At 49.1% G+C, this 12,691-nt stretch carries 11 protein-coding genes; 1 reads left to right on the top strand and 10 read right to left on the bottom strand.

What is annotated here, in order from left to right; translation table 11 throughout:
- Positions 1-45 precede the first annotated feature (45 nt).
- The 8 genes from L0156_15090 to L0156_15055 all read right to left on the bottom strand — a co-directional run bounded on the left by L0156_15090 (position 46) and on the right by L0156_15055 (position 8,566).
- Positions 46-1,404, bottom strand: a complete 1,359-nt coding sequence (locus L0156_15090) for a sulfatase-like hydrolase/transferase (protein MCI0604322.1) — start codon at positions 1,402-1,404, stop codon at positions 46-48.
- A 167-nt stretch (positions 1,405-1,571) separates the two neighbouring features.
- Positions 1,572-1,949, bottom strand: a complete 378-nt coding sequence (gene acpS / locus L0156_15085) for a holo-ACP synthase (GenBank protein MCI0604321.1) — start codon at positions 1,947-1,949, stop codon at positions 1,572-1,574.
- Positions 1,946-3,059, bottom strand: a protein-coding gene (gene prfB / locus L0156_15080) for a peptide chain release factor 2 (GenBank protein MCI0604320.1) whose coding sequence is annotated in 2 segments (ribosomal slippage) — positions 1,946-2,977 and positions 2,979-3,059 — 1,113 coding nt in all. Because the reading frame shifts where the segments join, the coding sequence is not laid out codon by codon here. Before prfB ends, acpS begins: the two co-directional genes overlap by 4 nt.
- Positions 3,060-3,168: 109 nt before the next feature.
- Positions 3,169-4,173, bottom strand: coding sequence for an efflux RND transporter periplasmic adaptor subunit (locus tag L0156_15075; protein ID MCI0604319.1), 1,005 nt, complete (start codon positions 4,171-4,173; stop codon positions 3,169-3,171).
- The gene (locus L0156_15070) at positions 4,166-4,858 is read right to left on the bottom strand and encodes an ABC transporter ATP-binding protein (protein MCI0604318.1); all 693 of its coding nucleotides are present in this window, start codon (positions 4,856-4,858) and stop codon (positions 4,166-4,168) included. Before L0156_15070 ends, L0156_15075 begins: the two co-directional genes overlap by 8 nt.
- A gap of 10 nt (positions 4,859-4,868) precedes the next feature.
- The gene (locus L0156_15065) at positions 4,869-5,993 is read right to left on the bottom strand and encodes an ABC transporter permease (GenBank protein ID MCI0604317.1); all 1,125 of its coding nucleotides are present in this window, start codon (positions 5,991-5,993) and stop codon (positions 4,869-4,871) included.
- A gap of 183 nt (positions 5,994-6,176) precedes the next feature.
- Positions 6,177-6,635 carry a hypothetical protein gene (locus tag L0156_15060; GenBank protein MCI0604316.1) on the bottom strand — a complete coding sequence of 153 codons (459 nt, stop codon included), beginning with the start codon at positions 6,633-6,635 and terminating at the stop codon, positions 6,177-6,179.
- Between the two features lie 191 nt (positions 6,636-6,826).
- Positions 6,827-8,566, bottom strand: coding sequence for a S8 family peptidase (locus L0156_15055; protein MCI0604315.1), 1,740 nt, complete (start codon positions 8,564-8,566; stop codon positions 6,827-6,829).
- Between the two features lie 140 nt (positions 8,567-8,706).
- Here L0156_15055 and L0156_15050 point away from each other — a divergent pair, with 140 nt between their 5' ends.
- Positions 8,707-9,690: a ketoacyl-ACP synthase III gene (locus tag L0156_15050; protein ID MCI0604314.1), complete on the top strand. Its 984-nt coding sequence runs from the start codon at positions 8,707-8,709 to the stop codon at positions 9,688-9,690.
- 33 nt (positions 9,691-9,723) lie between these two features.
- Here the strand turns inward: L0156_15050 and aroC are convergent, their stop codons facing one another.
- Together aroC and L0156_15040 are read right to left on the bottom strand one after the other, a co-directional pair.
- Positions 9,724-10,881 (bottom strand): chorismate synthase, encoded by a 1,158-nt coding sequence (aroC, locus tag L0156_15045; GenBank protein ID MCI0604313.1) that lies wholly within the window; start codon positions 10,879-10,881, stop codon positions 9,724-9,726.
- Positions 10,882-10,988: 107 nt separating this feature from the next.
- Positions 10,989-12,575: a tetratricopeptide repeat protein gene (locus tag L0156_15040; protein MCI0604312.1), complete on the bottom strand. Its 1,587-nt coding sequence runs from the start codon at positions 12,573-12,575 to the stop codon at positions 10,989-10,991.
- Between the last annotated feature and the right edge of the window lie 116 nt (positions 12,576-12,691).

Genomic DNA, 12,691 nt, shown 5'->3' with positions numbered 1-12,691 from the left:
TTCGCGCGCGGACCGAATTATTCAACAACCTCTGTCTGCGCTCCGTTATTCAGCTACGTACCCCAGCGCTTCCAATTGTTCCTTCGTTGCTTCATCCAATTCCGGACGGCTTGAGGCGTCGAGAACGAATTTTGCGGAAATGTCTTTACTCGAACTTAGCATTTTTGCGTAAAACTGTTTTAATTCTTTGACCTTTTCCGGATTCTGCTCCGCCAGATTCTTTACTTGCTCAGGATCATCGGCAACATTGTAGAGTTCATCCTTAACAGCTCCGGACAGCGAAAAGATACAGCTCCAATCCCCTTTCCGAACGCGCGTCGCTGCATTTTGTTCAGCGATCAGAACGCGCTCGTTTTCAATCCGGCCCGCTCCCTGAATCACAGGCAGCAGGTTTCGGCCCTGAAAAGGAAAAGCGCGACCGAGCCCCAAAACTTCAAAAACGGTCGGCATTACGTCAACGCCCATCACCGGTTCAGCAATTCGCTTCGAATCAAGTCCAGGCATCTGCAGAATGAACGGGATCCTGAGCTGCACTTCATAAAGGAGATTGTGTCCCACGTAACGGCGTTCACCGAGGCTTTCTCCATGATCCGACAACAAAATAATCATGGTTTCGTCGTAGATCCCGAGATCCTTCAAATGGCTAAACAGACGCCCCAGGAAATCATCAACAAAATTGACCGATCCGGAATATAAATCACGAATGTAACGCGTATCCTCTTCGGTCAGCGTAATTTTGTTGTAATAGTTGTCGCCACATTTATTGGATGGATCCACCGGACCTTGATACCAGCTTGCAAATTTTTCAGCGTACTGTTTCGGAGGACTGTAAGGACAATGCACTTCGTAAGTGTGAACGAAAAGAAAGAACTTCTCCTTGTAATTTTGACTCAGCCAATCTCTCGCCCCGTGTTCGATAAACTGCAATTTGGATTCATCCCTGTTTTTCTTTTTGCTTTTCGGAGCTTCCCAGTAAGAATCGAACCCTTTCGAAAATCCGAATTTCTCACCGAGCTGACCTCCACCTACAAATGCAGCGGTCTTGAACCCTTTGGACTGCAAAATCTCCAGCGGAGACCGGTTTGTTTCCGTTGGCACCGTTTCTTTTGTAGTTTTGTGGATCGCAGGGTAAAGAGAATAGAGAATCGATTTGTGTGAGATCGCTGTGGAAGGACCTTGTGAAGTTGCAGAATCGAAAACAATGTTTTGTTTTGCAAAGCTGTCAATATTGGGACTCGCCTTCATTGCGGGGTTATAACAACCCAGGAAATCCGCGCGCAGGGCGTCTATGGAAATCAGAATCACTTTGTCGATTTTTTTACCCGCGTGAGGTTCCCCGTTGCAGCCCGCGAGGATCAGAAGAAATAGTAGTGGCAGAGCATTTGCTATTCTAAAGCACTTCACTTTGTTCCTCTACAAAGATCACAACTAAAGATATGGGTTTCCCTCTGCGTTGCAAACGCTCTGCGAACAGGAAGCAGAGCATTTACGCCTCTAGGGTATGTCCGTATCACAAATGCTCTTTCCTTTGTTTGAATGGTGATTACGCAATCCTGGTAAATGCTCTGCCACTACACCTCTAATACAACCACTGCGGTTGCATGCTCTTCAATGTGCGAAATGGTCACGTGGGCGCGAACAACATTCTTCTGTTGAACCAACGCGAGCGCTTTTCCATAAAACACGATTCTCGGCGCGCCGGAAGGCTCATTGTGAACTTCAATTTCCGTCCAGCTGATATCGCCACCCCATCCTCGCTCCATCGCTTTAAAAGCGGCTTCCTTGGCGGCGAAGCGCCCTGCATAGTGAAGCGCGGCATTTCTCATGGAGGAACAGTACTCGATTTCTACACTCGTGTAGATCCTTTTGAGGAATCGTTCCCCGTACTTTTCGATGGCTTCGCGGATCCTCTGCACTTCAATCAAATCTATCCCAATTCCGGAAATCATGACGGTTTCTCTTTTTTGGAAAGCAAATAAGCTTTGATGAAATCGTCCAGATCTCCATCCAGCACGCGATCCACATCGCCGCTCTCCGCTTTCGTGCGATGATCCTTGACCATTCGATAGGGAGCAAGTACATAGGAGCGGATTTGACTGCCGAAACCTATTTCCCGTTTGCTGTCCTCAATGGCCTGCAATTTTTCTTTCTGCTCTTTCATGTGGTGTTCATATAATCGCGCTTTCAGGACCTTCATCGCCACTTCACGATTGCGAAATTGCGACCGTTCATTTTGACATTGAACAACAATCCCGGTTGGCAAATGTGTGATGCGGACAGCGGAATCAGTGACATTCACATGCTGACCTCCAGGGCCACCCGCGCGATAGGTATCAATTTTCAAGTCCTTGTCCTCCACCTTTATTTCGATATCTTCTTCAATATCCGGATAAAGAAAAACGGAAGCAAAAGAAGTATGGCGCCGCTTGTTGGCATCAAATGGAGAAATCCGGACCAACCGGTGCACGCCTGCTTCCGCGGAAAGATAACCGTACGCATAGGGACCGTTGATGGCAATTGTTGCGCGGCTGATTCCGGCTTCATCTCCCGGATTACTATCAAGCACCTGAGCTTCATAGCCTTTCAAATCGGCCCACCGCAAATACATGCGCAGCAGCATCGCCGCCCAATCCTGCGATTCCGTGCCGCCGGCGCCGGGATGGATGGTCAACAAAGCATTTCGATGATCGTTCTCTCCCGAAAGGAGCGCCTTAATTTCAGCATCATCAACTTTCGTTTTTAGCTGCTGCAAAGATTTCTTGATTTCTTCATCGACGGATTCCCCTTCACCCGCAAGCTGAAACCACACATCCAGATCCTCTACATTCAGCTGATAACTCTGGAATTCCTCGATGACTTCGTTTAAACGCGCGCGCCGTTGCAGCACGCTTTGCGCATTCTGCTGGTCCTGCCAGAAATCCTCTGCAGCAATCGTCTTCTCGATTTCCTGCAGCTCCTGCTTCTTGTTTTCTATTTCAAAGATAACCTCTGAGATGAGAGATTTTTTCTTTTACTTCTTCAAAAACTTTGATCGGATCTTCTTGCAAGTTTTCCTCCATTCATTCAAATAGTAGGGGCGACCCTTGTGGTCGCCCTTCAAGGGCAGGGACAAGCCCTGCCCCTACCGGCAGGACAAGTCGCGTCCCAAAACGGCGATACAAGAAGATCTTACAATAAGATCTTTAAGTCAACTCTCATCCCCAGCTTTAAGGGCACTTCCTGCAAGAATTTCACTTTCACCGGGAGAATCTTCTGATCCACAATCACCGCCGGATCTTCAGGATCGGAATTGCGCGATTTCAGAGCCTCGCTTACCTCATAGATCTGCGCTTGAAATGTCTGGTCCGGATAGGCATCGGAGGTTACCACCGCTTTCAATCCATGTTTGATGCGGCCTGCATCCATTTCATTGATTTCCGCTTCCACAATCATTTCGGAGAGATCCGCCACTTCAATAACGGGCGTGGCTGTGTCGGCAAATTCAGAAGCATTCAAATATCTTCGAATGACAATGCCATCCAGGGGCGACTTCAAAAAAGTTTTTTCATAGGACGCTTTCAGCGAATCCAGAGCAAACTTCTGCGACATCATCTCGGCATGCGCGGCTGCAATCGTTTCTTTCCGCTCTCCGCGGCTGAACTTTTTAAAGCGTTCCTGAACTGCGGACAGTCCCGCTTCTGCCTTTTTCCGCTCCGCTATCGTGACATCGTAGCGCGATTGAGAAACCACCTGTTCCAGAAAAAGCCGGCGGTCCCGTTCTTCGTTGCGCCTTGCCAGCTCCAGCTCCGACTCAGCCCTGCGAACTTCGGCAGACGCTTCTTCCACTTCCTCACTTCGATAACCGGAGGCCAGTTCCCGGTAACGGGCTTCGGCCATCCGGTAGGATTCTTCCGTTTGAAAAATGCGGCTGTGGAGATCGGCGTTGTATTGAATAGCGAGCAGTTGCCCTTTTTTGACCGGGGCAAGGTTATCAACGAAAATTTTCTCCATTCGGCCCGCCACTTCTGCAGAAAGGAGCGCGCGGCGGTCCGGTTGAACGGCAATCCGCCCTTCCGCGGACAGAGATTCGGCCACTTTCGGCGCCGCTTTTGAGGTCTGCTCTTCGCCGGACCACAAAAACCAGGCACCGGCAAACAGAAATAGTACTATAGTTATAGTAACGATCTTATGCATAGGCCACCTCCTGAATGCGGCCATCTTCGATGCAGACCGGGCGATGCTCGATTCGATGGATACGGGGATCGTGCGTGACAATGACAACGGATTTGTTTCGTTCGCGCGCCAGACTTTCAAACAATGCCAGAATTTCTCCGCCGGTCCGGGAATCCAGGTTGGCCGTCGGCTCGTCCGCGAGGATCAACGGCGGATCGCCCGCCAGCGCGCGGGCAATCGCAACCCGCTGTTTCTCGCCGCCGCTGATATCAGCAGGCAAGAATCGCGCGCGTTGCGATAAGCCGACAAGGTCCAACAGCTCCGCCGCCTGCCGGGAAAGAACTGTGCCGGGAACACCCTTCAGCTGAAGAGCCAGTTCCACATTTTCCTGAACGGTCAGTGAACGAAACAGATTATAAGCTTGAAAAACAAATCCAATATACTTTCGTCTGATCGCGGGTAAGAAAGTTTCATCGAGAACCGTGATCGAATTTCCGTCGATAGTTAGTTGCCCGGCGGTCGGATGCAGGATACAACCCAGAATGGAAATGAGCGTCGTCTTGCCGCTTCCGCTTGGCCCCATGATGCTCACCACTTCACCGGGAAAAAGTTCAAGTGAGGCATTCTGCAAGGCCACAACTCTTGTAATCGAATTTGGATCACCATAAATTTTTTCCAGATCGATTGCCTGAAGTATAGATTTCATAACAGACTCCTTATCCTTTAAACACTTCGACCGGATCGATCGATGCGACGCGTCTTACGGAAATCGTTGCGGCAAGACCGCACATGAAGAGAGTTAAAAGAAATGTTCCCACATAAAGCGCGGGGGGCGCATCGATTTGCACAGTGAGAGGTTTGACGATCAAAATGATCTGCTGAAGAATGGTTGCCAGGACAAATCCAGCAACCGCTGAAAATCCGGCCTGTTTTAAAATGACGGAATATACATGAGAATTTTTAGCGCCGATTGCTTTTAAGGTTCCGTATTCGCGGATGTGATCCATGGTTGCGGAGTAAATCGTTTGGCTCACAATCACCAATCCCACGATGAAACCCATGAATGCGTTGCCGAAGAAGCCGGCGCCAATACCGGTTTGCCAGGTCCAGTAATCGCGGGTTTTTTTCGCCCAATCTTTGCTGGTATGCACATCGTAGTTTCGAAAGCGTTGTTGCAACTGCTTCTTCACGCTCTCCACTGAAAACCCGGGCGCCACCTTCACGACGATGTAAGTAGTTTTGCCCGCAAGCTGTTCAGGCACGATCCGCTGAGCCGATTCGTAACTCGTAAAAATGTAAGGCGCTGTTGTAAAGGACATGATGCCGCGCGTGGTCCCGGCGATCCTGACTTTTTTTCGAACCAGCTCGCGATTCTCTCCCACTTGCATACGGCCGAGCCGCTCCATTGCGGTTTCATCAACAAAAATCGCATCACTTCCCCGCAGATCTTTTACATCTCCTTGAATCACGTTCCATGGTCTCCCCACTTTTCCGTTTAAGTCGAATCCGATGATTTCGATTTGCTCTGTTCCACCATTTTCTAATCTCATGTAAGCGAATTGTTGAATGAGATTTTCCGCCCACTCCACACCTTTCACCGATCGCGCTGCGGTCACGAGAGATTCCGGAAAAGGATTTACCATGTCGAAGTTCTGCGAATTGCGGGCCATGATCCAGATATCGCCCGCCGAATGTTCGATCACCGTTGAGGAGTTGGATGTCATACCAAGGAACATGCCGACCTGAATGAGAATCAGGACCACAGAAAAGGAGATTCCTGTAAGAGTTATCGTCAGACGAATGCGATCGTGAATCAGATTCTTAAAAGCAAGTCTCCACATATGAACTCCCAAAAACGAGCTTCAACTATAATATACGTCATAAACTGACCAATGTTCATTGAACATCGGTCAAAGACTATACGGAGTTCAGCGGAAAGTCAAATGTGCGGTAAAAGAAGGAAAAGGCGAGGCTAACTAACCAGTCGCCTCGCCTTGAATAAGAACTGCGGTCATAAAATGGGATTACTCTTCTTCTTCATCCTCATCCCATTCTTCATCTTCGTCATCTAGATCTTCGTCGTCCCAGTCTTCGTCTTCATCCCAGTCTTCATCATCTTCATCCCATTCTTCATCATCATCCTCATCCTCTTCATCATCCCACTCTTCTTCGTCTTCATCCCAGTCCTCTTCCTTCTTGTCCTTGTCATCATCTTCATCCATCAATCGAAGAAAAGAATCTGAAGGAGAAAAAGGAGATTTCATCCTACTAGTTGAATCATTTTCCATTAATAAATCGAGATCGAGCATCCAGGTGTCTCCTTTTGAAATAACTGCATTGGAATTCATCAGGACAGGTTCGTTTGCAGGAAGCATTTCAGGCACAAAATTTGTCGTTTCAACAAACTTCTTTTGAATTTTAAAATGGCTCCGCAAAGGAACAGCTACATTCGCATCCACGAGATAGAACAAATGGTCCTTCATTCCCACACCTCTCTGAAAGTAAAAGGCAGTATAACTACAACAAATGTGAATTGTCAACAAACGGAACAGTGGATCTTTCTCGACGAGAGATTGCAGATTTTCTGCAGTAGGTCTGAACATACGCCCTAATCTAGTCCTGACCATTCAGAATGCAAGGAAAGCTGTTACTACAAAATTAGAATGAATGGATGTTAACGCAAGCGGAAGGAAGTAATCGATGCCACAGCGAGGCAAAGCAGTCCGTTAAAAAGAAGCCACGCCGCTTCCAGGATGGAACCGGGAATCCAGCTTAAACCTGCAACGGGTGAGGCGGCTTGCACGATCAGAAACGCTGCGGCCCCCGAAGCAAAGCCCACTGCAAGACCGATGCTCCGTTTCCATGGATAGGCGATCAGTGAAATCAGCAATACCGGTAAAACGCTCCAGAAAAGAGGATTCGCTCCAGCGCCAAAGAAAGCCGGCCATTCCAAAATTGAAGTCGATAAGAAGGAAGGGAGCCATTTGCCCAGGAAAAAGAGGCCCGTGGCGCCCAGGAGCAATCCCAGAACGGAACCGAAACCAAGCCGCACCTTTTCCGTAGAACTACGTCCACGATTTATAAGAGCGATCAAAAGCAAGAATAGCAGGAGCGCTACGGAGAAGATTTTAACTTTCCTAAAAGAGAAGGCTGAACGGAGTGCGGCGTTCACATTCAGGACGCCGGCACCATATTTTTCGGAGGAACCACCCTGCACTTTTGTCGCAGAAGACTCAAGGTATTCCCGAACTTTATCTGGATCCTGAATACCATGGGAAACAAGAAGCGCAGCCGCTGCAGCGACATGCGGAGTTGCCATCGACGTTCCCTGGAACAAGAAGTAGCCCTGTTTCGTGGGATCCTGCGGATTCAAAGTGTTTTGCAAAACGCCGTCCATCAAACCATCCCCGTTCTGGTCGACGTTCATATCGCCGCCTGGAGCGGCAATCGTCAAGCCTTTGCCGTAGCTGGAGTACCAGCTCAGGGTGCGATCAAAGCGGACCGCCGAGACCGATATGCATTCCGAATATTTCGCAGGGTAACTCAAACCGGATCGGCCACTATTTCCCGCAGCGCAAACGATCGTCACTCCTTTTTCTTTTGCATATTTAATGGCCTTATGCAAAACGAAGCTGGGGAACGGCCCACCGAGACTCATGTTAATAACCTTTGCTCCATTGTCGGCAGCGTAACGAATAGCGGCCGCGATATCCCCGTAAGTTCCAAAGCCGCGGGAATTCAAAACCTTCAGCGGCATGATTTTTACGTTCGGGGCGACTCCTGCAACTCCGACTTTGTTGTTTGTCAGCTGCGCGATTGTCCCTGCAACATGAGTCCCGTGACCATGATCATCGCTGGCATGTTCATCGCCTGATATGAAATTGTGTGGTTTTGCGAATTGCGTTTCGCCCAGATCCTCCACGCGAAAACGCGATCCATGCTTTTCGAACGCGACTCCTGTATCGATCACGGCAACAATAACATCGCTGCCACGCGGAAAATCCCATGCTTCCTTCATCCCAATGATGTCAAGGTGCCACTGATGTTTGTAGTAAGGATCGTTGGGGACGTAAAGGGCTGTGGCGTAATAGTTAGGCTCGACGGCATCTACCTCGTTATATCTTTGAAAATTGTTGCTGAATGTGGCAAAGTTAAACACTTTCAACCATTTTTCTTCCCTCGAGAGCCAGGAGTACTCGCTGTTATCTAAACCAAGAATGGAAAGAATTTCATTGATTCTTGAGAAGGCCTCGTCATTCTCGAAATCGACAAGGAGTTCCCCGCTGTCCGCTGCGGGCGCGGAATATTCAAAGGTGGGATCGCTGACAATCTCCTGAGCGGTTACAGCGAAGGGAAACAGGAGCAAAAGCAAGGCAAGCGACTTTCGCATCATAGTAATAATAACGCTTTCCATGGAAAAAAGATCCAAATTTCAACCGCAGAGCACGCTGAGAACGCAGAGAAAAGAGGAAATATTTTTTTCTCAGCGACCTCGGCGTCCTCAGCGGTGAATTACTTGCAAGAAAAGGGTATTTAGGCTAGTTTATACGGAACATGAAGGCGAAAATCACCGGTCTGGCGACTTATGTTCCGCCGAGGTTGCTTCGCAATTCTGACCTGGAAAAGCTGGTTGATACAAACAACGAATGGATACTCGAACGCACCGGGATTGAAGAGAGGCATGTCGTCGACAAAGGTGTAGCCACCTCGGATCTTGCGGCAGAGGCGATCAAGAAACTGCTGAAAGAAAAGGAGTTATCACCGGATGATATTGATCTTGTGATTGTTGCCACGGTAACGCCGGATATGATGTTTCCTTCCACGGCTTGTCTCGTGCAACACAAGATTGGCGCGACGAAGATGTGGGGATTCGATCTGTCGGCAGCCTGTTGCGGTTTTGTTTTCGCACTTTCAGCAGGGGCTCAATTTGTGCACAGCGGAATGCACCGCCGCGTGCTGGTGGTAGGCGCCGATGTCATGTCGAGCATCATCAACTATTCGGACCGCACAACCTGCGTGCTTTTTGGCGATGGCGCCGGCGTTGTTTTGCTGGAACCCTGTAAAGAAGGGGAAGGGATTATCGACTACCTCCACGAAGTGGATGGTTCCGGCGGAGCCCACTTAAACATGCCGGCTGGTGGGAGCCTGCATCCAACGACTCACGAAACGGTTGAGAAAAGAATGCACTTTGTGCATCAGCAAGGGCAACAGGTTTTCAAATATGCCGTGAAAAAGATGGGGGAATATAGCCAGAAGATTCTGGAGAAGAATCAGATTCCCTTTGAGAAAGTGGACGTGTTCATCGCGCATCAAGCCAACTTGAGAATCATCAATGCGACTGCTGAAAGACTAGGGCTTTCCGATGATAAAGTGATTCGCAACATCCATAAGTACGGAAACACAACCGCAGCAACGATTCCACTCGCCATGCAGGATGCTATTCAAGACAACAAGCTAAAAAAGGACGGCATGCTTCTGCTGGCTGCAGTGGGCGCCGGATATACGGTAGGCGCTATGGTTTTGCGTTGGGCGTATTAGCGTCTGCGCGTCTGGCGTGCGCGCGTCCCCGTGTCAGTAATTCGATAGGTATTTTCGATAGTAATGCATTGCTGCCAGCAACTCCTCCAACGTATCGCCGGGAAATTTTTCCAGCAGAGCATCAGCCAAGACCATTGCAATCATGGCTTCGGCAACCACGCCTGCAGCCGGAACGGCGCAGGTATCGGAACGTTCCACAACCGCTTCTTCCGCCTTCTTCGTCACCACATCGACCGATTGCAAAGGTTTCATCAAGGTCGAAAGCGGTTTCATAAAACCGGTCACGCGGATCTCTTCTCCGTTGGTGATTCCACCTTCCAATCCGCCCGCGCGATTGGTCTTCCTGAAAAAACCGCGTCCCTCTTCAAAATAGATTTCATCGTGAGCCTGACTCCCGGGGGATGCTGCCTGAGTGATGGCGTCACCGAGCGATACAGCCTTGACCGCTGGAACCGATAAAATCGCCTGTGCGATTCTGCCATCCAACTTTTGATCCCACTGAATATGCGACCCTAGACCCGGCGGAACATTTCGCGCAACGACTTCAAATTCGCCGCCGAGCGTCTCCTTGTTCTGTTGAGCGGAATCCACCTGATCCACCATTTGCTGTTCGATGATGGGATCCGTACAGCGAAGCAAATCGCTGTCCTGAACATTTTGGATCCTGTCCCATCCGACGTTCCTGTTCGTCAACGACACCGAACCGATTCGAATCACATGACTCGCGATTTGGATTCCCGCGTGTTCCAGCAGCTGCGCGCAGAGCGCTCCCGAGGCGGTTCTGGCCGCCGATTCTCTCGCGCTTGCACGCTCCAAAATATTCCGCAAATCCTGCTCGCCATATTTCAATCCACCTGCGAGATCAGCATGGCCCGGGCGCGGACGATGGACCGCCCGTTTGGCCTGAGAAGGCTCTTGCCAGGGATTCATGATCTCTTCCCAATTCTGAAAATCGCGGTTACGAATCAGCAAACTGATGGGTGAGCCCAACGTTTTGCCAAAGCGCAAACCGGCGGTGATTTCGACTTGATCCGTTTCAATCTTCATTCGCGCGCCACGGCCATATCCCAGTTGCCTGCGCTTCATCTGGTGTTGCAGTTTTTCCTGTGAAATCGGAAGGTGGGCCGGCAAGCCTTCAAGAATTGCGGTTAATGCGGGACCATGACTCTCTCCCGCCGTCAGTAGCCGCAGTCTACGGAAGCTCATAAGAAAGTGTTCAAAGGGTTGAAAGTGTTTAAGGGTTTAAAAGTGTTTTTACTACGCACTTTGAACACTTTAAACACTTTTAACCCCTTTAACTAATTCTTATTGTGAATCTTGCTCCAGATCTCGATTGCTTTTTTGTGCTTTGGGTCCAGCGCCAGAATTTGCTGAACGTGTTTCTTGGCCGCCGGATACTGCTCGCTATCTCTGTACAGCTCAGCGAGCAGAATGTGGCTATCGATGTTGTTCGTGCACCAAAGCGAGAATTGCAATTGTGGGACTGCTTCTGGCCTGTTGTCCTGGATCACGAGAGCGCGTCCCCATAAATAATAGAAGTACCAATCAAACGGAGAGAATGTGATCCCCTTCTTAATTTCAAGAATCGCAGCGGCCGGATTTCCTTCAAGTTGCTTGCGTGCGCTGTCCTGATATGTCTTTACATACTCATTCCTCTGTTTGATTAATTTGGTCCGGGTAAGTAAGGCATAATCCTTCTCTTCTTTTGCAAGATAGGATAGCGAAGGTCGCAAGAGTTGTCTAATATCAGGGAATTGCGCTGGAAATTTTCCTTTTTGTTCACCGGGCAACCGCTCTTGAAAGAGAACCATAAGCTGTTTTGACTCCGGCGCTCTTTGCCTTTCCAACGTTTTAGCAAGCCAGTAGAGAGCTTGATAATCCGTGGGACGCAGCTCAACCGATTCACGAAAATGACGAGCTGCGTCTTCATTTACTTCTTTTTGAAATTTGCTGATTGCGAGATTAAAACGAAAATCCGGTTCCTCAGGATCCAATTCAACCGCTTTACTCAGATACCATGCCGCGTCTTCGAGCTCATTTTTTGCGACCAGCGAAATTCCGATGTTGTTATAGATCTCTGAAGTCGGTGTTTTCTTTGACAAATCGAACCATTTTTGAACGGCGCCTCCCGGATCCCGAAGCAAATAAAAATTAAGTCCGGAAAGAAAATCAACGCGCACTCGGAATACACCATCTCCTTGAATTTTTGCCAGCGCCTCATTTGATTCCTTGAAACGACCGAGCCGAAAGAGAGCGAGGCCTAGCCTGTAGATCGCTTGCGAGTAACCGGGATGAGCTTCAATGGCCCGTTGAAAGAATTTCACTTTCTCTGAATCGGAGGCTTCCAGCAAACCTTTGATGTAAAGTTCGTATGCATGCAGTGGCACGGAGGAGACATCCGCTCTACTCTCCGATGCTTCAAGTTTTTCTGCAGAGAAATAGCCTTTGAGTCCTTTTTTCAGCGCTGTTTGAACGTGATAAAGCTGGTCGAGAGAGCCGGCCGCCTGAATCGGAGTGCTCAATTTGGAAGAAGAAGTTCGGATTACCCTTGCTTCCACTTTCAAATTTTTTTGTTCGAGATTATAGGTGCCAAACACAATATAGTCAGCGCCGAGGTTTCGCCCGATTTTCAGCATTGTCGCGCGACTCACATGGCCAACATAAGGCAGACGCAGCTCATCAAAAGCCGCCTTTCGTTCGGGGCGTTGAAGGACGTACGCGTTCTTCAATAGCATCTCCTCACTCAAGGATTCGGCAAAACCTTCTCCCAGCCAGTAGATTTGCTGGGTTTTGCTCTCGTTACTAAAGGGAAGAATTACAATTGATTGAAAAGCAAAGACAGGGACAGAAATAAAAACAAACAATAATAGCAATATTGACTTCAAAACCATCTCCTTGAACATGTAGCGCGGGCGTCTCGCCTGCGGAACTCACTCAGCCGGGACGGCCGCGCTACTTTGCTAGAACTCACGCAGCCGGGACGGCCGCGCTACTTTGCTAG

The organism is bacterium (genome assembly GCA_022616075.1).
GTDB lineage: Bacteria > Acidobacteriota > HRBIN11 > JAKEFK01 > JAKEFK01 > JAKEFK01.
This window is presented reverse-complemented; position numbering and strand designations above follow the sequence as displayed.